The 19,792-nt window shown below is 66.9% G+C and carries 19 protein-coding genes; 9 read left to right on the top strand and 10 right to left on the bottom strand.

From position 1 onward, the window contains the following. Window positions 1–132: 132 nt before the first annotated feature. From CTB96_RS06310 to CTB96_RS06295, 4 genes are all read left to right on the top strand, one after another. The gene (locus tag CTB96_RS06310; protein WP_110126071.1) at window positions 133–825 is read left to right on the top strand and encodes a phosphocholine cytidylyltransferase family protein; all 693 of its coding nucleotides are present in this window, start codon (window positions 133–135) and stop codon (window positions 823–825) included. A gap of 70 nt (window positions 826–895) precedes the next feature. After that, on the top strand, window positions 896–1,696 hold the full coding sequence (locus CTB96_RS06305) for an ABC transporter permease (protein ID WP_248283246.1): 801 nt from the start codon (window positions 896–898) through the stop codon (window positions 1,694–1,696). Further along, window positions 1,696–2,442 (top strand): ABC transporter ATP-binding protein, encoded by a 747-nt coding sequence (locus CTB96_RS06300; protein WP_110126069.1) that lies wholly within the window; start codon window positions 1,696–1,698, stop codon window positions 2,440–2,442. The genes CTB96_RS06305 and CTB96_RS06300 overlap by 1 nt, the downstream gene beginning before the upstream one ends. Before the next feature lie 119 nt (window positions 2,443–2,561). Further along, window positions 2,562–3,491, top strand: coding sequence for a hypothetical protein (locus CTB96_RS06295; RefSeq protein WP_427846468.1), 930 nt, complete (start codon window positions 2,562–2,564; stop codon window positions 3,489–3,491). A 16-nt stretch (window positions 3,492–3,507) separates the two neighbouring features. On the opposite strand, the gene CTB96_RS06290 is transcribed toward CTB96_RS06295, so the two are convergent. The 7 genes from CTB96_RS06290 to CTB96_RS06260 form a co-directional block, all read right to left on the bottom strand. After that, window positions 3,508–4,791, bottom strand: coding sequence for a CDP-glycerol glycerophosphotransferase family protein (locus CTB96_RS06290; protein ID WP_110126068.1), 1,284 nt, complete (start codon window positions 4,789–4,791; stop codon window positions 3,508–3,510). 89 nt (window positions 4,792–4,880) lie between these two features. Continuing rightward, complete coding sequence (locus CTB96_RS06285; protein ID WP_248283245.1) at window positions 4,881–5,762, bottom strand: glycosyltransferase family 2 protein; 882 nt, start codon at window positions 5,760–5,762, stop codon at window positions 4,881–4,883. A 14-nt stretch (window positions 5,763–5,776) separates the two neighbouring features. Then, window positions 5,777–6,589, bottom strand: a complete 813-nt coding sequence (locus tag CTB96_RS06280) for a CDP-alcohol phosphatidyltransferase family protein (RefSeq protein WP_110126067.1) — start codon at window positions 6,587–6,589, stop codon at window positions 5,777–5,779. Then, a complete protein-coding gene (locus tag CTB96_RS06275; protein ID WP_248283244.1) occupies window positions 6,586–7,647 on the bottom strand; it encodes a glycosyltransferase family 2 protein in 1,062 nt (353 codons plus the stop codon). Before CTB96_RS06275 ends, CTB96_RS06280 begins: the two co-directional genes overlap by 4 nt. A gap of 141 nt (window positions 7,648–7,788) precedes the next feature. After that, on the bottom strand, window positions 7,789–9,525 hold the full coding sequence (locus CTB96_RS06270) for a S1C family serine protease (RefSeq protein WP_110126066.1): 1,737 nt from the start codon (window positions 9,523–9,525) through the stop codon (window positions 7,789–7,791). 142 nt (window positions 9,526–9,667) lie between these two features. Beyond that, entirely contained in the window at window positions 9,668–10,213 is a 546-nt protein-coding gene (locus CTB96_RS06265; protein ID WP_146215757.1) for a PKD domain-containing protein, read from the bottom strand. Between the two features lie 338 nt (window positions 10,214–10,551). Continuing rightward, the gene (locus tag CTB96_RS06260; protein WP_110126064.1) at window positions 10,552–11,088 is read right to left on the bottom strand and encodes a hypothetical protein; all 537 of its coding nucleotides are present in this window, start codon (window positions 11,086–11,088) and stop codon (window positions 10,552–10,554) included. 167 nt (window positions 11,089–11,255) lie between these two features. On the opposite strand from CTB96_RS06260, the gene CTB96_RS06255 reads away from it, so the two are divergent. Next, window positions 11,256–12,446 (top strand): aminotransferase class I/II-fold pyridoxal phosphate-dependent enzyme, encoded by a 1,191-nt coding sequence (locus tag CTB96_RS06255; RefSeq protein ID WP_110126063.1) that lies wholly within the window; start codon window positions 11,256–11,258, stop codon window positions 12,444–12,446. 84 nt (window positions 12,447–12,530) lie between these two features. Here CTB96_RS06255 and CTB96_RS06250 read toward each other — a convergent pair whose 3' ends face one another. Then, on the bottom strand, window positions 12,531–13,604 hold the full coding sequence (locus CTB96_RS06250; RefSeq protein WP_110126062.1) for an alkene reductase: 1,074 nt from the start codon (window positions 13,602–13,604) through the stop codon (window positions 12,531–12,533). A 186-nt stretch (window positions 13,605–13,790) separates the two neighbouring features. Between CTB96_RS06250 and CTB96_RS06245 the strand changes: the two genes are divergently transcribed. The 3 genes from CTB96_RS06245 (at window position 13,791) to CTB96_RS21065 (ending at window position 16,044) form a co-directional block, all read left to right on the top strand. Further along, the gene (locus CTB96_RS06245) at window positions 13,791–14,837 is read left to right on the top strand and encodes an alpha/beta fold hydrolase (protein WP_181397170.1); all 1,047 of its coding nucleotides are present in this window, start codon (window positions 13,791–13,793) and stop codon (window positions 14,835–14,837) included. Next, complete coding sequence (locus tag CTB96_RS06240; protein WP_181397169.1) at window positions 14,779–15,450, top strand: TetR/AcrR family transcriptional regulator; 672 nt, start codon at window positions 14,779–14,781, stop codon at window positions 15,448–15,450. Before CTB96_RS06245 ends, CTB96_RS06240 begins: the two co-directional genes overlap by 59 nt. A gap of 147 nt (window positions 15,451–15,597) precedes the next feature. Next, entirely contained in the window at window positions 15,598–16,044 is a 447-nt protein-coding gene (locus CTB96_RS21065; RefSeq protein WP_486601517.1) for a DUF7882 family protein, read from the top strand. 31 nt (window positions 16,045–16,075) lie between these two features. Here the strand turns inward: CTB96_RS21065 and CTB96_RS06230 are convergent, their stop codons facing one another. Beyond that, entirely contained in the window at window positions 16,076–17,986 is a 1,911-nt protein-coding gene (locus tag CTB96_RS06230; RefSeq protein ID WP_110126059.1) for an HNH endonuclease signature motif containing protein, read from the bottom strand. 196 nt (window positions 17,987–18,182) lie between these two features. After that, a complete protein-coding gene (locus CTB96_RS06225) occupies window positions 18,183–19,004 on the bottom strand; it encodes a carbon-nitrogen hydrolase family protein (RefSeq protein ID WP_110126058.1) in 822 nt (273 codons plus the stop codon). Window positions 19,005–19,108: 104 nt separating this feature from the next. Between CTB96_RS06225 and CTB96_RS06220 the strand changes: the two genes are divergently transcribed. Further along, window positions 19,109–19,783, top strand: coding sequence for a response regulator transcription factor (locus tag CTB96_RS06220; protein ID WP_110126057.1), 675 nt, complete (start codon window positions 19,109–19,111; stop codon window positions 19,781–19,783). The last annotated feature ends 9 nt before the right edge of the window (window positions 19,784–19,792 follow it).

Here is a 19,792-nt window from a genome sequence, read left to right as displayed (position 1 = left end):
ACGGGGTATTCAGGTACTCTGAAGGTGGCATAACGGTGTGTCTATACGTGAACTTAGGGGTGAACCGCAGTCAAACTCGTCGGAAACGTCCGGCTGTTGCGGGGCCACCCAGATCTTTCTTAGGAGATATTCGTGACCACCCAGGTAGTAATACTTGCAGCAGGAATGGGCAGCCGCCTCGGCCGCTCCCTTCCCAAACCCCTGACCGAACTGAACGACGGCCGCACGATCATGCAGCAGCAGTTCGACAACATCGAGCACGCCTTCGGCAAGAAGACCAAGGTCACGATCGTTGTCGGCTACAAGCTCGAGCACATCATCGAGGCCTTCCCGCAGGCATCCTTCGTCTACAACGAGCAGTACGACGTGACCAACACGTCCAAGAGCCTGCTCCGTGCCCTTCGCGCATCCGCCAACGGTGGCGTGCTGTGGATGAACGGCGACGTGGTCTTCGACCCGGCGATCCTCGACCGCGCCGCTTCGATGATGAAGCGCGACCAGTCGTTCGTGACCGTGAACACGTCCAAGGTCTCTGACGAGGAAGTCAAGTACACGACCAGCGCCGAGGGCTACATCAAGGAGCTCTCCAAGACCGTGAAGAACGGTCTGGGCGAAGCCGTCGGCATCAACTACGTGTCCGCTGCCGACAAGGCCGTGCTCATCCACCACCTCAGCAAGGTCGCCGACCAGGACTACTTCGAGCGCGGTATCGAACTCGCCATCGAGAAGAACCGCATGCTCGTCGAGCCCGTCGACATCTCGGACTTCTACGCCGTCGAGGTCGACTTCGCCGAGGACCTCGAGCGCGCCAACCTCTTCGTCTGATTCTGTTACGCGGAAGGGGCACGGGCGCCATTGGCGTCGTGCCCCGATCCGCTCCCATACGATAGAGCGCGTGAGTAGTTACGCTCAGGTGCGTCCTGAACAGCGCACCCCGTTTGCGCGTTACCGTCATTCCCTGTGGCTGCTGACCCAGCGCGACCTGCGGGTGCGGTACTCCACCTCGGTGCTCGGCTATTTCTGGTCGATTCTCGACCCGCTGGTGATGGCCGGCATCTACTGGTTCGTCTTCACCCAGGTCTTCCAGCGCACCGTGGGCAACGATCCCTACATCGTCTTCCTCCTCGCGGCCCTGCTGCCCTGGATGTGGTTCAACGGCGCGATCTCCGATTGCACCAGGGCGTTCCTCCGGGAAGCCAAGCTGATCCGCTCCACCCGCATCCCCCGCACCATCTGGGTGAACCGGCTCGTGCTCTCCAAGGGCATTGAATTCGTCGCGGCGATTCCGGTGTTGATCCTCTTCGCCGTGTTCTCCGGCGCACACATCAACGTGGATGCCGTCTTCTTCCCGCTGGCCATCCTGATCCAGGCGATCCTCACCGCCGGTGTCGGCCTCATCGTCGCTCCCCTGGTGGTCTTCTTCCGTGACCTCGAGCGTGCAATCAAGCTGATCCTGCGTTTCCTGTTCTATGCCTCGCCGATCATCTACGCCACCAGCGATCTGCCGGAAGGCCTGCATTTCTGGGCCGCGTTCAACCCGCTCAGCGGAATCTTCAGCCTGTACCGGGCCGCGTTCTTCCCCGGCGAACTGGACTGGTTCGTCGTGGGCGTGGGCGCTGCGATGTCGGTGGCGTTCCTGGGCATCGGTCTCCTGGTCTTCAGCCGGACCGAGCGCGCCGTGCTGAAGGAGATCTGATGAACGACACCGTCATCTCCCTCACCGACGTCGGCATCAGGTTCCGCCGCAACCGCCGCAGTCGACGCAGTTTCAAAGACCTTTTCGCCGGCAGTCGACGCCGCACCAGGTCCGGCGAGTTCTGGGCGCTGCGCAAGGTGTCGTTCACCGTGCAGCGCGGCGAGGCCATCGGCGTCGTCGGCCGAAACGGTCAGGGCAAGTCCACCCTGCTCAAGCTCGTGACCGGCGTGGTTCTGCCCGACGAGGGCAGCGTCACCGTGATCGAGGGCGTCGCCCCGCTGATCGAGATCACCGGTGGCTTCGTCGATGACCTCACGGTGCGCGACAACGTCTATCTCACGGCCGGGCTGCACGGCATGACCCGCAAACAGATCGCCGAACGCTTCGACGAGATCATCGACTTCGCCGAGATCGCCGATTTCATCGACACGCCCTACAAGCACCTCTCCAGCGGCATGAAGGTGCGCATCGCCTTCGCCGTGATCTCCCGGCTCGAGGAGCCGATCATCCTGGTCGACGAGGTTCTGGCCGTGGGCGACAAGGCGTTCCGCGAGAAGTGCTATCGGCGCATCGAGGAACTGCTCGCCGGCGGCCGCACCCTGTTCATCGTGTCGCACAACGAACGCGACTTGCGCCGGTTCTGCGCGAGAGGGCTGTACCTCGACAAGGGCGCCCTCGTTCTCGACGGGCCGATCACCGACGTGCTCGCGCGGTACAACCAGGAATACGGAATCAAGCCGGCCTAAGACGTACGCCGCCCTCGATTCGTCACGCCCATCGGGCACTGATCTCGCTGGGAATTCTCGCGAGGATGCCCAGTTTGGGCCCGTAAACTCGTGCCACGGCACCGAAGGAGGACCGCATCATGGCTAAGAAACCAAAACCGCTGCTGTCGCCCACTGGCGGAATGCCGCAGGGCGGCCAGCTCCCCACCGCCGTCGTCACCGGATTCGACCGGCTCCTGGCGATCCACCGGCCCGCCGTTCTCGCGCACATCCGCGGCATCCGGCACCGGCACCCGGAGGCCACCCCCGAGCAGATCGTCCGCATCCTCGAGCGCCGCTACCTCGCCGCCGTGACCGGTGGCGGAGCTGCTGTCGGCGCCACCGCGGTGATCCCCGGGGTGGGCACCGGTATCACCCTGGCCCTGTCGGGTGTGGAAACAGCCGGCTTCCTCGAGGCGACCGCGCTGTTCTCGCAGTCGGTCAGCGAGGTGCACGGCATCACGGTAAGCGACCCCGAGCGGGCGCGCGCGCTGGTGATGACCATGATGCTCGGCCACGAGGGCTCAGACCTCGTGCGCCAGCTGGCCGGCCAGGTCAGCGGTGGCGGCGTCGCCCGCACGGCCTACTGGGGCGAATTGGTGACCACGAGCCTGCCGCGCGCCATCATGGGGCCGCTCACCGACAAACTGAAGCGCACCTTCATTCGGCAATTCGCGGCCAAGGGCGGAGCCAGCCTGATCGGTAAGGCCGTGCCGTTCGGCATCGGTGCCGTCATCGGCGGCATGGGCAACCACATCCTCGGCAAACGGGTGGTGAGTTCCTCGAGGCTGGCGTTCGGCCAGGCTCCCGCCTACTTCCGCCCCGAGCTGGAGCCGCACGAGCGCACCCTCATCCTGCAGGACGGCGTGGTCGTGCGCGGCGGCCGGATGGGCAAACTCGGCCATGGTGCGCTCCGCGCCATCCCGGCGCCGCTCCGTCGTCGGCGCGCAGCGGCCGACCGGGCAGGCGACGACCACGTTGAACCCGCCGCACCGAGCGTGCCCGCCGAGCCCGTGCGGCCGCCCGTCTAGGCCGCCGGTCTAACGGTCAGACGTCTTCGATCTCGCTGAGTTCCTCGTCGAATTCGGCCAGGCCGTCGTCGTCATCCGCGTGCAAGGCAGCGAAGCGGTCCCACTCCCCCAGCAGGTGCTCGATCGCGCCGTGGAACCGCGCGGTGGCGGCCCCGGGGGTGGGGTCGCCGAAGTACTTCTCCACCCATACTCGCAGGCGGGCTTCGGCAGTTTCGTCGCCGGTGAGCTCGTCGAGGGTTTCCACGATGCCGGCCGTGTCGCCGGTGTCGAGCCACTCGCAGTCAGCGAGGTATCCGCTGGTGTCAATGGCCGCCAACGGGTTCTGCGGCCGCGTCACCATCAACGGTTTGCCCGACGCCAGCCGGTCGTAAACCATGGCTGAGATGTCGACGATCGCGACATCCGCCGCCGACAACTGCCAGCCGAGCTCCGGGCCGGTGTCGATCACGTGGTGGGCCGTACTGTCCCGGGCGTTGGCCGCGGTGATCGCCGCCATGATCTGCTTGTTGGCCACGCCGTATTCGTGGTCGACGACACCGCTACGCGGGTGCGGGCGATAGATCACCCGGTGCCGGCGGCTTTGCAGCAGAGCGGTGATCAGTGAGACGCCGTGGGTGGCGATGGAGCCGTAGGCGGCGGCAGCCCGGTCACCCTCCCAGGTGGGGGCGTAGAGCACCACGGTGCGGTCGTCGGGCGTATACGGCAGCTGGCCCGAGTAGTGGTCGGCCTGCGGGCGGCCGATGGTGATGGCCCGCTTCTCGAAGTCGTAGTCCCAGAGCACCTTGCCGAGCCGCTCGATCGCGGCCTGACCGGCGACGAACGAATAGTCGTAGGCCTTGAACTGGTTCGTGGTCATGTACATCTTGTCGCTCTCACCATGGTTGATGAAAACGTGCCAGCGGCGCCCGTAGCGCATCATCTGGAAGTTGCGGGAGTTCTGGTTGACGTAGAGCACGATGCGGATGTCCTGCTCGGCGATCACGCGTTCGAGGTCGGCGACCTTGCGAACGTAGGCGACTGGCACCGGGCTCTCATCGAGCAGCTTCATGGTGCCGCCGGCGGTGCGGCTGAGCACGACGACCGGCCAGGTCTCGGCCAGCTTGGCGAGCGGCTTGTACCACTGTCGCATCTGGTAGAGATTGACGGCCCCGTCGGCATAGTAGACGGCGACTTTGAAGCGGGAGGTGGGCAGCGGGCCTCGTGCGGAGAGGCGTTCGGTCAGCAGCCGTTGGGCCTTCCGGGATGCGATCACGTCCCTGACCAGCTTTGCTGCGAGACGGAAGTCTTTCTTGCTTACCACTGTTCCACCCTACCGACCGGGCTGCTGCCCGGCGCCGACTCACCCCCCGGATGCCCGGCAACGGTAGTCAATCGTTAACCGATTCCCGCTCAGATCACCGGCGGCCGGCCGGCACGGGTCATGCGCCACACCGTGCGGGCCTTGAGCGGTCGGCGCTCACCGGGGTCGGTGGTCCAGCCCTCCCACCAGCCCGCGAACCAGGCCTTCAGGGCCGCCGGGTTGCGGGCACCCCGCAGGAGCTGGATTGCGGTCCAGGAGCCCACGTAGAGCGGCATGAGGGGCACGGGCAGGTTGCGGCGGGCGATCCAGACCCGGTTGCGGGCGTTCAGCCGGTAGAAGTCGGCGTGTCGGGTGGGCAGGATCACCGGGTGGTTGGCTTCGAGATTGCCGGCGTACCAGGTGCGCAGGCCCTGATCCCACACCCGCCAAGCGAGTTCGATGCCCTCGTGCGCGTAGAAGAACGGTTCGGCCCATCCGCCGGTGGCATCGAACACCGGTCGGGGCAGCAGCACGGCCCCCTCCCAGACCGAGAACACGGCACTGGAGGCGGTGGCTTCGCCCTTGCGGATGCGCGGGATCCACCGGCGCGGCGCCGTGAGGCCGGTTGGATCGACCACGCGCGGCTGTAGCAGCCCGATACTGGGGTCGGCGCGGAGCACCGCGACGGCATCGATCAGGAACCGCGGGTCGGGCAGGCTGGCGTCGTCGTCGAGGAAGAACAGGTAGTCGCCGGTGACCTGCGCGACACCGCGGTTGCGGCCGGCGGGGATGCCCAGGTTCTCGGGCAGCGCGAGGGCGGCCACCTCGTCGGGCAATCCGACGGGCTGCCAGCCGTTGCCCACGCAGACGATGTCGAGCTGCACGTCCTGCTGGGCGAGCAGGCTGCGGATGCCTCGCTCGAGGTCGTCAGGGCGGCGACCCTGAGTGAGCACGACCACTCCGATGGTCACCGGCAGGTTCTGGGCGGGCACGGTCTTGCCCGGGGTCAGGAGCGCACGCGCTTCGAGGCCATGATCGCCAGAAAATGCCCGATCAACGCCAGGAACGCGAGCGGCACCAGTACGGCCAGGAACACCCGGTCGGTGGCGGGCTGGCCGGCGACGAGGCCGATCAGCGCGGCGACGAAGATCACCATGGTCATCTCCACCGAGTGGTACAAGCGGTGGAACGGCAGGAACCGGGCCAGGCGGCGCAGGGTGGCGATCAGGCCGGCCTGCGGCACCTTCTCGCCCTTGTTGTCGGCCAGCTTGGCGAGTCCGGCGTTGGCGCGGGCCACGTGCACCATGTCGTTGAGGGCCTTGTTCAGCACGATCAGCAGCGCCAGCGCCAGGCCGAGGGTGGTGAACAGGAAGTCGGCCGGCGCCTCGAACGGGTAGCCGGCGGCACGGATGCCCAGGGCGATCGGGATCAACGCCTCGGTGGAATAGTGCCCGACCTTGTCGAGGAACACCCCGGCGGGCGAGGAGGTACGTCGCCAGCGGGCGACCTCACCGTCGCAGCAGTCGACAAGCATCTGCAGCTGGCCGAGCACGAGTGCCAGCAGGGCGCCCCAGATGCCGGGGATGAGCAGGGCCGCCGCGGTGGACCAGCCGACGAGAATCATCAGGCCGGTCACTCCGTTGGCCGAGATGCGCGTCTTCAGCAGCAACCAGGTGAGGTAGGGCGACAGGTCGCGCAGGTAGAGGGACGCCGTCCAGTGTTCGGCGTTGGCGCGCATCCGCACTTCGGGCGGTTGCGCGACGGCACGAAGTTCGGCGATCGAAGAGGGGCGAGCCGTGTTGGGCGAACCAGACGTCATGGGTGTCTTCCCGTGTGTGCGGAAATGTTGGTGGTGAGCTTGAGGTAGCCCAGCAGGAACCCAACGCCCCAGCAGAAATGAATGCACGGCAAGACTACGAGAAACCAGAGCGCCACACGAACACCGTCGGGCCGGGCCACTGGAGCGGCCGCTACGAGCACGATGAGCAGGTAGGCGATCGGTGCCAGGAAGCCCAGCAGCAGCCAGCCCGGTAGGCCGAGAGCGGCCTGGACGATGCCGATGATGCCCAGCACTGTGCCCAGCGTGACACCCAGCACCATCACGGGCGGAGCGAAGTACCGCAGGCCGTTCGCTGCCGGGTAGCGGCGGGCGAGTTCGCCGCGCCACAGCCCGGTGGATAGCATCTGCCGGGCCAGCCGGGACAGGCTCGGCCGGGGGCGGTAGATCACTTTGAGCTCGGGAGTGAACCAGACCGATCCGCCGTGTTCACGAAGGCGTCGGTTGAGTTCCCAGTCCTGGCCGCGCTTGATGCCCTCGTCGAACATGCCGACGCGCAGCAGGCTGTCCCGGCGGAAGCAGCCGAGGTACACGGTCTCGGCCTCGCCCTCGGCACCGCCGACATGCAGCGGGGTGCCGCCCAGGCCGATGCGCGAGCCGTAGGCGCGAGCGACGGCTTGTTGGAAGGGGGCAGTGCCCTGGGCGTCCATGATGCCGCCGACGTTGTCGGCCCCGGTGCGTTCAAGGGTTGCGACGGCGATCCGGGCGTAGTCGCGCGGCAGCACCGAGTGGGCGTCGACCCGGATGACCACCGGGTAGTGCGACGCGCGAATGGCGATGTTGAGGCCGGCAGGCGTTGACCCGACCTCGTTGGCGACCACCTGGATGCGCGGATCGACCGCGGCCATCTCCTCCACCAGTTCGGTGGTGCCGTCGATGCTCGGGCCGAGGGCCAGGGTGACCTCGAACGGGCCGTCGTAGTCCTGCTCGAGCAGGCTCTGCACCGCGGCGCGCACATGGCTGGCCTCGTTGAGCACGGGCATGATGTACGAGACGCCGATCAGCTCGGTGTCTGGGCTCTCGTGCACTGGGCTGGCCATCTTTCCACTCATTCGGGCAATCGACTGAGCCTAGCAGCCGAGCCTTTTCACCCGGTTCGCATCCATCGATGGCACTGCCGCGCACAGCACTGCGCCGCCGGTGCGAGACCGGCGGCGCAGAAGGAAGGAGCTGGTGGCGGGCTAGCTGGTGAGCTCGCCGACCGTGACCGAGACGGTCACTGACTTGCCGTCGCGTACGTAGGTGAGGTCGGCCGTGTCGCCGGCGGCCAGGGTGCGCACCTGAGCGGTGAGGTCGGTGGCATCGGTGATCGGCACGCCGTTGAAGTTGGTCACGACGTCACCGGCGGCCAGGCCTGCCTTCTGGGCTGCTCCACCAGAGGACACCTCGCTGATCAGGGCGCCGACGGTGTCGCTGTCGGAGCTGGTGGCGCTGGTGACGCTGGCGCCGAGCAGGCCGTGCGAGGCCGATCCGCTCTCGATGATCTCGTCGGAGACCCGCTTGGCCAGGTTGGCCGGGATCGAGAAACCGACGCCGATGCTTCCGGCGGTGGTGGACTCCGAGCTGCCGCCCGCGTTGGCGATGGCGACGTTGATGCCGATCAGCTGGCCCTTGCTGTTGAGCAGGGCGCCGCCGGAGTTGCCGGGGTTGATCGCGGCATCCGTCTGGATCACCGAGAGCGAGATGCTGCTCTGGGTGCCCTGGGTGTCGGGCGTCGCGCCGGGCAGGTCGTAGTTGAAGTAGTTGCCGTCGCCCTCGTCGGGCGTGGTCTCGTCGGGCGTGGTCGGAGCGGCGGAGGAGGCAACGGTGATGCTGCGGTTAAGCGCGCTGACAATGCCGTTGGTGACGGTGCCGGAGAGGCCGAGCGGAGCGCCGATCGCGATGGCGGTGTCGCCGACGTTGAGGTCGCTGGAGTCCGCCCAGGTGATGGGGCTGAGACCGGAGGCGTCGTCGAGCTTGATCACGGCGAGGTCGGAGACCGGGTCGGTGCCGATGAGGGTGGCGGAGTAGAGCTTGCCGTCGCTGGACTTGACCTGAATGGCCGCGTCGGACGCGGCACCGTCGAGGGTGACCACGTGGGTGTTGGTGAGCACGTAACCGTCCTCGCTCAGGATGACGCCCGAGCCGGTTCCACCGGAGTCGCCGGAGGCGACCTCGATCGTGACGACGCTGGGCGAGGCCTTGGCGGCGACCGCCGTGATCTCGTTGACGCTGTCGGTGTTGTTGACCACGACGGTAGCCGGACCCTGGGCCTGGCTGGCCGGGGTGCCGTTGGTCTGGCCGAAGCCGGCGAATGCCATGACGCCGGCGCCGGAGGCGCCACCGATCAGCGCGCCGATGGCGAGCGCGGCGATGACGGCGACGCTGCCCTTGCGGCGGTTGGGGTCCTTGGGCGGCTTCGGTCCGACGGTGGGCTGCGGGGCGTAGCCGTTCTGGCTGGCGTTGGCATACGCGTACGCCTGCTGCTGCGCGGGGGTGGGAGCGTAAATCGGGGTGGTGCCATCCGGGCCCGGAATCGGCCGGCCGAAGGCATCCGTCGGGTAAGCACCGGGCTGCGTGTACGGTGCCGGGTGGGCTGCGGGCGCGGCGTTGTGCGGCGCGGGCTGTGCCGGGGTGTGCTGGGGCGCAGTGTGCTGGGGTGCAGCGTGCTGCTGGGCGGCCGGGGACGCACCGGGGGTAGCGGGAGCCTGGGCGGCGACTGTGCCGTCTCCGGATCCCAGCACCTCGGTGGGCTGGTTGTCTGCGGTCCTCGGCACAACGGGCTGCACGGCAGTCGTGTTGTCGCCGGTGGCGTCGGCAGTGGGGGTGGTTTGGTCGGGCTGTGCCACGGCGGCTTCACCGGCCGAGTTGACCTCGATCGGGTTGTGGTCGTGAGGCTGGTCGGGGGTGGTGCCCGGGTTCTCAGTGCTGTCAGTCATGATGTGCTCCTTCCAAGCGAAGATAGCTTCTCGCCTGAAGCTGAACGTTTGATATGCGCAGGCTGGGAGCAGTCAATGACGAAGCCGTGACCTTGCCCGGCACCTGAGACCGCAGAATTTCAGCGCTCTTCTATCGTGGCACTCAACAGCCCGGCCCGCCCGGATCCGTCGAACATGACTCGGCCACGAGTACAGTGCCGGCGCGGTCGGCGATGGCAGTGATCGGGCTGGCCGGCACCTCGAGCAGGCCTTGCACCGGGCGCCACTCCGACCCAGCGAAGCTGTACTCCGCCGAATACGAGACGACCAAGCGGATGGTGAGGGTGCCGGTCTGCTCGAAGACGTGGCTGGTGGACGTTTCTGAGAACTCCGGAAGATTCAGAGCGGCCCAGCTCGAGCCGCCCGTTTCCGCTGTGGCTGACGTGCCATCGCCATAGTCCCAGCGGAACCCGACGGGAGTGAATCGAACGTCGGCGGGAGCGCCCAGCAGCGGTCCCCTGTGCACGTGCGGAGAAGCGCTGGCGAAGAAGTTGGTCGGGATGCCCACCACAAGCCAGCCGTCGGGTTCCATTCCCTGGCTGGGTGCGTCAGCCTGGATACTCACCAGGTCACTCACCCGAACGACGAGCGCCGGGTCACACGGTGTCTGCGGCACGCAGGCCGGATCCGCCGGCGCTGCGGGATCCACGATGGCGCCCCGCCGCGGTGGAAGAAACGGACCGCTGGCCGCGTCGCCGTCGTCTACTGCGACTCCCCCGGGAACAACGCTGACTCCGTCGGGCAGCCCACTGTTGCCGTCCCACGTTCCGCCGCCGGTGCCCACTTCACCGCCGCTGCCAGCCCCACCACCGGCACCACTCCCCGGACTAGCACCGTCCCACCCGGCCGAGACATCAACCCCGCCGTTGCCGATACCTGCGCTGGAATCGGGGCAGCCGCCGCTCGCGCCCTCCCATGCTCCGCATGTCCCGCTTTGTGCCGCAGCGGTCGTCGGCAATGCCACAACGACAACCGGCAGAACCACAGCTAGCAGAAGTTTTCCCCGTCCCATGTTCGGGTCCTCTCTAGAAGTAGGCGTCCTCCATCGCGGTCGTAAACGAAGCCGATTTCCAACGGGAGCCGTTCAACCCGCCCCTCCGACAGCGTGCTTACGCCAGATCCATCCACGACATCAGATCCAGATACGTCGAGACACACGTAGGCGGACAACGAACCCGATGATAGATCCAAGGACTGAACCGTCAACGTGTCGAATTGGAGCTCGCCAACGCCGACCGTGCCTGCCTTGGACATTTCCTCAAAAGAGCCGATCTCAGTCTCAAGTGCTTCGCCGGTGGCGACCTCGGTCATAAGCTGGGCGTCCACTCCCCCGCCGTGGGCTATCGCGCTGGAGCGACTCAGGTAGTTCGCGTAAGCCTCTTCTGCAGCGGCCAGCGCCTCCTCATCGGTAGCGAAGACGGGCGCAGCGGTTGGCGGGGCTGACGTCGGGGCTGGTGTCGGTTCCGCGGCACAGGCGCTCACGGGGAGCAACAGCAAGATTCCCGCACAGGCGAGCGTCACCATCCGGCTCGTGCGTCGTCGCCTGCCAGCATCAGTCCCCATGCCGACACGGTAAGCCTCCGCCGCGCTTCCCCGTGCGAGTTATCCACAGGTCTCAATTGAGCTGCTTCGGTCGGCGGCCAATCGAGGGGTGCCGCATGTCGTAAATTTGGGAGTATGCAGGTCACCACATGACGATTTCCGGCGCCTGGAAGCGCACCGCCCGCGGCGCTGGATTGCTCGGTGCCGACGGATCCATCTCCGCCAGCATCTTCGCCGAGATGAGCGCCCTGGCGGCTCGCACCGGCGCCATCAACCTCGGTCAGGGTTTTCCCGACGAAGACGGCCCTGCCGCCGTGCTCGACGCTGCTCGCCAAGCCATCAGTGACGGCGTCAACCAGTACCCGCCCGGGCGCGGAAATCCGCAATTGCTCGAAGCCATCGCCCGGCACCAGCAGCGCTTCTACGGCCTCACGGTCGACCCTGGCACCGAGATCCTGGTCACGGCCGGAGCCACCGAGGCGCTCTCCGCGACCCTGCTGGCCCTGCTCGAACCGGGCGACGAGGTCGTCACGTTCGAGCCGTTCTACGACGCGTACGGCGGACTCGTCGCCCTGGCCGGCGGCGTGCACCGCACCGTGCGGCTGCGCTCCCCCGACTTTCAGCCCGACCTCGATGAGCTCGCAGCCGTGGTCAACGACCGCACCCGCATCATCCTGATCAACAACCCGCACAACCCCACCGGCACCGTCTTCGCCCGCGAGACACTCGAACTCATCGTGACGCTCGCGCACAAGCACGACGCCCTGATCGTGACCGACGAAGTGTATGAACACCTCACGTTCGGCGTCGCGCACCTACCGGTGGCCACATTGGCCGGTGCGCGCGAGCGCACGGTCACCATCTCGTCAGCGGGAAAGACGTTCAGCACCACAGGCTGGAAGATCGGCTGGCTGAGCGGCCCCGCCGCGATCGTCACCGCCATCCTCGCCGTCAAGCAGTTCCTCACCTATGTGAACGGCGCCCCGTTCCAGCCGGCCACCGTCGTCGGCCTCGGCCTGCCCGACAGCTACTACGCCGGGATCGCCTCCGACCTGCAAGCCAAGCGCGACGTGCTGGCCGGGGGGCTGGCCGCGGCCGGGTTCACGCTCACCGTGCCACAGGGCTCGTACTTCATCGTGGCGGATGCCGCCGCGCTCGGTCACGCCGACGGGGTCGAGTTCTGCCGTGCGCTGCCAGACCTGGCCGGAGTGGTCGGCATCCCGATCACCGCGTTCTGTCTGCCGGAGCACAAGGCGGAATATGCGTCTCTGGTGCGGTTCGCGTTCTGCAAGCGCGTGGACGTGCTCGAAGAGGCCGCCGCCCGGCTCGCCCGCCTGTAGCCAGCCGTCTCAACAGCAGAGCAGAAACGGCCCCATGACACGTCATGGGGCCGTTCTTGTTTCGGTCGGTCGCGGCCGGTGTGACTAGCCGGCGTAGGCCGGGTAGTCCGTGTAGCCCACGGCGTCCGAGGCGTAGAACGTGAGCGGGTTGGGCTCGTTCAGTGGCAGGTTCTCGAGCCAGCGGCGCACGAGGTCGGGGTTGGCGATCACGGCCCGACCCACCACTACGCCATCGCCATGTCCGTCGGCGATCAGGGCGGTGGCCTCATCGCGAGTGGTGACCTCGCCGAACCCGGTGTTCACCAGCAGCGGGCCGCCGAAGCGGGCGCGCAGGGCGGGTACCAGCTCGCCAGCGGGTTCGCGGTGCAGCACGCTCAGGTAGGCCAGTCCGAGCGGTGCGAGTCCGTCTACCAGCGCGCCATACGTGGCGAGCACGTCGGCGGCATCGGTCTCGAGTGCGTCCTGGATGTTGTGCTCCGGCGAGATGCGGATACCCACCCGGTCTGCGCCGATGGCGGCGGCAACTGCCGTGGCGACCTCGATCACGAAGCGGGCGCGGTTCTCGGGCGATCCACCGTAGATGTCATCGCGCTGGTTCGATGCAGGTGAGAGGAATTCGTGCAGCAGATAGCCGTTGGCGGAGTGGATCTCGACACCATCGAGCCCGGCAGCGACGGCATTGCGTGACGCCTGCACAAAGCTGTCGACGACAGCGGGCAGCTCGTCGAGAGTGAGCGCACGCGGCACCGGATAGGGCAGCTTGCCCTTGTAGGTGTGACTCTCGCCCTTGATCGCGATCGCGCTGGGAGCGACGATCTCGAGGCCACCGTTGGTCTCGGGGTGCGTGACCCGGCCGGCGTGCATGACCTGGGCCACGATGCGTCCACCACCGGCGTGCACGGCGTCGGCGACCTTGGCCCAGCCGTCGATCTGTTCGTCGGTAACCAAGCCGGGCTGGCCGGGGAAGCCCTGGCCGGCCTTGTCGGGGTAGACACCTTCCGTGACGATGAGCCCGAGAGTCGCCCGCTGGCGGTAGTGCTCGATGTTCAGTGCGCCGGGAATGCCGTCGACTCCGGAACGCATCCGGGTGAGTGGTGCCATAACCAATCGATTGGGCAGCTCAAGAGCGCCGAGGTTCAGCGGGGTGAAAAGACTCACGTAGTTCTCCTTCTATAGGTGTGACGGGGATCGCTGGTGGGCGGCTGGATCGTCATGGCCGCACGAACGCCCCGCAATCGCAACTGTTTGCCAGCGCGGGCTATTCCTGCGCGCGTGCAATCGGCAGCGCGTTCCCAGCCTTGTCCATCACCCAATCCGTCGGCGGGCGCGCGCCGAACCAAGGCTATGAGCAGCAATTCCCATGCCTGGTCGGATGCCGACACCGCGTACTGCCCGTACCCGTTGCTGACGGATGCGCGCGGTCTTGGTCTCACAACCAGCGTGATCCCTACCGCCCTGGGACCGGTTACCGTGCGCCACGGCAGGCGCAACTCGGCTGCCCGCGACGGCGTGGCCACCATCCTGCTGCACGGCGCAGCCGGGTCCTGGAGCACCTGGACGCCGCTGATCCTCTCGGCGGACCGGTTGACGCCGGCTCCGCTCACCGATCTGGTGATTCCCGATCTGCCCGGCTGGGGTGACTCGGCCCTCGCCGCACGCGAGGAGACCGAGACCATCGAGAGCCTCGCTGCCGCGGTCGCCGAAATCGCACGCGCACTGGGCTACCAGCGGTGGCAGCTGATCGGGCACTCGCTGGGCGGAGTCGTTGCCCTGGAACTTGCCGCAAGCCAGCCACGGCGCACAACCTTCGTTGGCCTGGTGTCGGCCACGACCTTCAGCGTGATCGAGAGTGTGCAGCATCCGCTCACCCGCTTCGGTGTGCTGCCCGGGTTCACAGCACTGCTGGCCGTGATGCGGGTGTTGACCAGGTTCGGCTCCGGCGGCCGCCGTTTCGTGCGTGGACTGCACCGGCTCGGGGTGCTCCGCCCGCTCGTCACACCGCTGTTCAGCCGCGTCGACGAGATCGACCGCAGCGTCGTGGCAGCGTTGGCTGCGGAGGCCCGGCCGCGCTCATTCGCCCTCGCCGCTCACCGTGCCGGGCGCTACGACGCTGCGCAGCGCTGGGCGAGCATCCAGTGCGAGGTGCGGTCGGTGCACGGCGACCGCGATGTTTTCGTCACCGTCGGCGACGACCAGCTGATGCACGAGGTGATCCCCGCGTACGAGGTGACGATCCTCGCCGACACGGGTCACTTCAGCCATATTGAGCACCCGGTCGACGCTCTGTTCGCCCTGCGGCCCTGGAGCACCGGCCGGGACCATAATGAGACGGATGAGACCTATACCCGACAACAGCACCGGCCTGACGGCGCCGCCCGTCGGAAGGCGTGAGCGCGGCAAGGTCGACAAGCGGGACCGCATTCACGCGGCGGCAGCCGAGCTGTTCGCCGAGCGCGGCTACTCCGCCGTGACCACGCAGGACATCGCTGACCGGGCGGACGTTGCCATCGGAACGCTGTTCCGCTACGCCTCTTCCAAGCCTGAACTCCTCACCATGGTCTACAACGCCGAACTAAGCCACGGGATCGAGCGCGGGCTGAACATCGGCGGCACAGACGCTGACCCCACTGATCAGATCATGCGGCTGCTTGGCCCGCTGCTGGATGCCGGCCTTCGCCAGCGCGAGAACATGGCGGTGTACCAGCGTGAGATTCTGTTCGGTGACCCGGATGGCGCCTTCCGCTCCGAGGCGCTCGACCTGGTCGACCGTCTGGAATCGTCCATAGCTCTCGTGTTGGCCCAGCTGGGCGAGCCCGGTACCGACCCGCGGCTCCGACCCGACGTCGACGTGACGCTCGCTGCACGGAGCATCTTTTCGGTGCTGCACATGGAGATCATCCGTACCGGCCTCGGCCGCGAAGCACCCGCCGATCTGCCGGCAACACTGCGCATCGAGATTGCCCTGCTCATGAGCGGAATAACCACGCCGGTTCCCACCCGCTGAGCGACTCTTCGGCTTTGCCAGAACTGCTTGCCCTTTGAGAAAGGACGGAGGAGAGTTGAAGAATCCTCCGGTTCTCTTGTAAGTGCCCCATCATCGCTTCCACTGGTTCCCGGAACCTGTGTGACTAATTGGAAGCGAACGTGAATCATGGGCACCCTGTCGTACGACCGTGTCGTTGTGGAATTCGACGACAGAATACTGACGCACCTGCAAGTAGTGATCGTGCAGAAACTGCGTCGTGGGGAGAGTTTCCTGTTCTCTTGGCGAAATGCCTCGGAGGTCGGTGACGGGCGGAGTTCGGCATGGCTGAATCCGTCAATCCCGCTCTATTTCAAGTTCACGGGCGGCCACACCCCCACCCTCAATCCTGACTGGATTGCGCAATTGACCAGGTCGGCCAATAGCTCGCAGGGGCTTATCGCTACCAGCGAAGAGCGCTGCCTGCCCTCCGGTCAATCGTCTGGCCAATCTCCCGGCCATTCCGTTGGCCAGTCTCCCAACCGTTCCGCTGTCCAATCCAGCGGACCAGACGCCGCGTTCAGAGTGCGATCAGCATCACCTCTGCCGAAGTCCTCAGTGGCCGCGCCCGAATAGCTGTAGAACCTACCCAGCTGCACCCCGGTGACTACTTCGGTGGTTCCGGGGTTTCGGGATCGTCGGGTGGTCGTCGGGTGCGTGGGTCGTGTGCCCGATGCTTGTCGGGGGTGCGCCACTTCTCGGTGGGGTCGATCCAGTGGGGTGCTTTCACTTGGGGTACACCTCTGACCATGCGGATTTTCCAGCCGGTGCTGCTGGTGATGGTGTGGTGGTGGTACCAACACAGCAACACCCCGTTGTCCACGTGCGTTCTACCGCCGTACTGCCAGGGTTCGACGTGGTGTACTTCGCACCATTGGGGTGGGCAGGTGCAGCCCGGGATGATGCAGCCGCCATCCCTCGCGGTGATCGCTTTGCGTTGCAGCGGGGAGAAGCACCGGGCCTTGGAGCCCAAACCGAGGACGGCGCCGTTTCCGCCGAAGAAGATGGGTTGCATGCCGCCGTTGTCGATCATCTGATTGATGCTCTTCATCGAGACCGGCCCCTCCACCCCGTCGATCCAGCCGACGCCGGAGTTCTTGAGCAGGTCGGTGGCGTTCACGTGCACCATCACCGTCGGTGGCATGCCGCCCATGGTCGGGGTGCGGGGATCTTGGGCGACCTGAGTGAGAATGCCCCGCAGAATGTCGGCTCGTTTCTCCCCGCCGGTGCGTTCGTCCAGGATTTCGCCGGGGATCAGTTCGCCGGCTTCGATGCGCTGCTGGTCCTCGGCAGAGGGGAACTTCACGGCGGTGCGGGCGGACTGGTAGGTGTTGAACAGGTTCTGCATCACCCCTTTGAGGTCCGGGGTGACGCCGCCGCGGAGCGGGTAGAGGCCGTCTCGGAGTGTGCCGAAGGAGAACGACGACTTCGCTTCGAGCAGCGGCGCGTTCGGGGCCGCCCCGTCGGGATTCAGGAACGCCTGCCAGGCCGGCGTCATGGCCTGGATGTGGTCCGCACCGACAGCGACCAGGTCCGAGTCACCCACCCGGCACACCGGGCCGGTCCCAGTCCCGGCTCCAGCCTCGTCTGCCCCGCCGTCAGTAGCGCCCCCATCAGTATCGCTATCGGTGGTGGCATGGCCGTAGCGGGAGCCGGTGGCGTTTTCGACCAGCTTCGCCTCCGCGAAGCGCACCTGGGCCTGGTCGGCGTACAACCGGCCGTGCACGGTGTAGTCGCCGAGCGCTTTGACAATGACCGCCGCGGCCTCCACCCCGAGTTCCCCCGAGGTCAGAGCGGCGGCCACGATCGGGAACACCGGTTCCTGCGCCCCCATCGTGCTCATCCGCGGGCAGACCTTCTCGCCCAGGGTGATGCGGCGTTTCATTTCCGTGTCCGAGCAACGCGTCAACCGGGTCAGTAAGTCCAGGTCCCGGGTGGCACCCAACCGCCAGGCCAGCGAGTCCCGGCCCAAGGACCGGCGGGCCCGGTACGCGACCACGGTCGCGGTCGTGACCCGGGCCGCGTCCACCGGCCGGCCCACCTCCTCCACCACCTGCGTCAACGCGACCAGTTCGGCGTCGTTGACCGTGTCCACGTCGATCGACGCCATCACCGCCCGAATCGTGCGGGCCGCGTCCCTCAGAACACCGACCTTCTCCCCGAAAGACCCGGCGAGCACCCGTTGCACGGCGGGCAACTCGGCGGGCTCTTGCCACACCGGCTGCGACTTACCGCGCCCGGCACCGGCATCGCCGACCCCCGACCCGCTCCCGTCCGGCGCCGCATCCGCCGTGCTGGGCGACGCGTCCGTGCCGGCGGCGGTGCTGACAGAGGTGGCCGCTACGGTCGACGTGAGCGGCGCCGTTATCTCGGGTGCCGGGCCGACCAGGCTGGTGTTCCAGTCCAACGCGCTCTGGCCGTCGGAGCTCTGGCCGCTGGAGCCCCGGCCATGCGACTTCTGCCCGGTGGGAGTGTCTCCCATCGGTGGGGTGGAGCCTTTCTGGAGCTCTTCGTCCATACCCCCATTTTGCCACGAATCGGCTTCCTATGCGAGAAAATGTCACGTTTTCCACAGGGCAATATCGAAAATTTCTTCGTCCAGGAAAAGCCTGCTCGCAACCCGTCGCGACCCCTGCGACGCGAGCATCTGGGCGCGCGTGTACTCCGCCCAGCACACACCGTCGACTATCGGCGCATGCCGGACCCGAGAAACCTCAGCGCGGGACGATCCCGAACCGGCGCAGGGCCAGGGCGGGATTAATCTGGCGCACGGCTGCCAGGCGAGCCGAGGAGATCCACGCCACCGCCACATCCGTTGTCTCGCCGATCGTGACAAGTTCGACGCCCATCGGGTCAACGACCATGCTCGCGCCCACCCCGCTGGGCGGGGCGTGGTCGGCAGCCGCCAGATAGATCGTGTTCTCCAACGCGCGCGCCGTCACCAGCGTGCGCCAGTGCTGCTCCTTGAGCGGGCCGCGCACCCACTCGGCGGGCACGAGCACGAGGTCAGCGCCGGCGTCGACAAGTCGACGGGTCACCTCGGGGAACCTGATGTCGTAACACGTCTGCAGGCCAACGGTGAAGCCGTCTACGGCAAAGGTTTCCGGCGCTTCGATCACACCGGCGAGCACCCGGTCGGATTCCCGGCTGCCGAAGGCGTCATAGAGGTGAAGCTTGCGGTAACGCGCCACAACGGCGCCGGTTGGGTCGAGCGCCACGAGCGTGTTCTGCACCCGGCCAGCATCGGCGCTGCGCTCGAGCAGGCCGGCCACGATGTGCACTCCCAGGTCCGTGGCCATTCGGCCCAGCGCGCCGACGAACGGTCCGTCCAGTGACTCAGCGGCCGCCACCGACGCATCCCCCAGCACGGTCTCGAAGAATGACGAGTACTCGGGAAAGACGACGATGCGCGCCCCGCGGGACACGGCAGTCTCGGCCAGGGTGCGCATCTCGGCCAGGTTCGCGGCCTGATCGCTGCCGGGCGCGAATTGCGCAACCGCCACGCCGAGTTCATCGCCTGCTCGTGAGTCCACCATGCGGCCAGCCTATCGGCGGGTTCCCAGCCGGGCCATCGGCCGGTCGCGAGCAGCAAGGCCGGTAACGTGCCAGCATAAGATCCTGAACGAGCGAAGGGTGACCGATGAAAATCTTGGTCGTAGAAGACGATGACCAGATGGGCGCCCTCATCGAACGCGGTCTCCAGGCGGAGGGCTACGACACCGCCCGGGTCTCCAACGGGGTTGACGCCCTGATCGCCATCACCGGCGACGGATTCGACCTGGCCGCGGTAGATGTGATGCTGCCGCAAATGTCTGGTTTCGAAATCTGCCGCCGCATCCGCGAGTCCGGCAGCACCATGCCTGTTCTCCTGCTCACCGCCCGCGACACTGTCGACGACCGGGTCTTCGGACTCGACAGCGGTGCCGATGACTACCTCACCAAGCCATTCGCCCTCGCCGAGCTGTCGGCCCGGGTGCGCGCTCTGCTGCGCCGACGCTCCATGGGCGCTCCTCTCACCGTGGAGATCGGCAACATCGTGCTCGACTCCCGCGACCTGCGCGTGACCGTCGCCGGCAAAGCTGTGTCGATGAGCCCGAAGGAAGTGGCCCTGCTGCGGTTGTTGTGCAGTCGCGCCGGAACCACCGTGGATCGCACCACCATTCTGGAAGAGATCTGGAACGGCACCCAGCACATCGATCCCAACATCGTCGACCAGTACATCAGCTACCTGCGACGCAAGATCGATACGGATGCCGCCGGCGTTCGCATCGTCACCGTGCGCGGCAGCGGCTACGCGGTGGAGCTCGTCGAATGAGGCGGCCGG

The organism is Cryobacterium arcticum (assembly GCF_003185895.1).
GTDB classification, from domain to species: domain Bacteria; phylum Actinomycetota; class Actinomycetes; order Actinomycetales; family Microbacteriaceae; genus Cryobacterium; species Cryobacterium arcticum.
This window is presented reverse-complemented; position numbering and strand designations above follow the sequence as displayed.

What these genes read in the sequence shown, in the direction of transcription:
- CTB96_RS06300 (WP_110126069.1), top strand. Translation starts at nt 1,696, where the DNA reads ATGAACGACACCGTCATCTCCCTCACCGACGTCGGCATCAGGTTCCGC.
- CTB96_RS06240 (WP_181397169.1), top strand. Translation starts at nt 14,779, where the DNA reads ATGAGACCTATACCCGACAACAGCACCGGCCTGACGGCGCCGCCCGTC.
- CTB96_RS06245 (WP_181397170.1), top strand. Translation starts at nt 13,791, where the DNA reads ATGAGCAGCAATTCCCATGCCTGGTCGGATGCCGACACCGCGTACTGC.
- CTB96_RS06280 (WP_110126067.1), bottom strand. Translation starts at nt 6,589, where the DNA reads ATGACGTCTGGTTCGCCCAACACGGCTCGCCCCTCTTCGATCGCCGAA.
- CTB96_RS06260 (WP_110126064.1), bottom strand. Translation starts at nt 11,088, where the DNA reads ATGGTGACGCTCGCCTGTGCGGGAATCTTGCTGTTGCTCCCCGTGAGC.
- CTB96_RS06270 (WP_110126066.1), bottom strand. Translation starts at nt 9,525, where the DNA reads ATGACTGACAGCACTGAGAACCCGGGCACCACCCCCGACCAGCCTCAC.
- CTB96_RS06225 (WP_110126058.1), bottom strand. Translation starts at nt 19,004, where the DNA reads ATGGTGGACTCACGAGCAGGCGATGAACTCGGCGTGGCGGTTGCGCAA.
- CTB96_RS06255 (WP_110126063.1), top strand. Translation starts at nt 11,256, where the DNA reads ATGACGATTTCCGGCGCCTGGAAGCGCACCGCCCGCGGCGCTGGATTG.
- CTB96_RS21065 (WP_486601517.1), top strand. Translation starts at nt 15,598, where the DNA reads ATGGGCACCCTGTCGTACGACCGTGTCGTTGTGGAATTCGACGACAGA.
- CTB96_RS06275 (WP_248283244.1), bottom strand. Translation starts at nt 7,647, where the DNA reads ATGGCCAGCCCAGTGCACGAGAGCCCAGACACCGAGCTGATCGGCGTC.
- CTB96_RS06295 (WP_427846468.1), top strand. Translation starts at nt 2,562, where the DNA reads ATGGCTAAGAAACCAAAACCGCTGCTGTCGCCCACTGGCGGAATGCCG.
- CTB96_RS06230 (WP_110126059.1), bottom strand. Translation starts at nt 17,986, where the DNA reads ATGGACGAAGAGCTCCAGAAAGGCTCCACCCCACCGATGGGAGACACT.
- CTB96_RS06220 (WP_110126057.1), top strand. Translation starts at nt 19,109, where the DNA reads ATGAAAATCTTGGTCGTAGAAGACGATGACCAGATGGGCGCCCTCATC.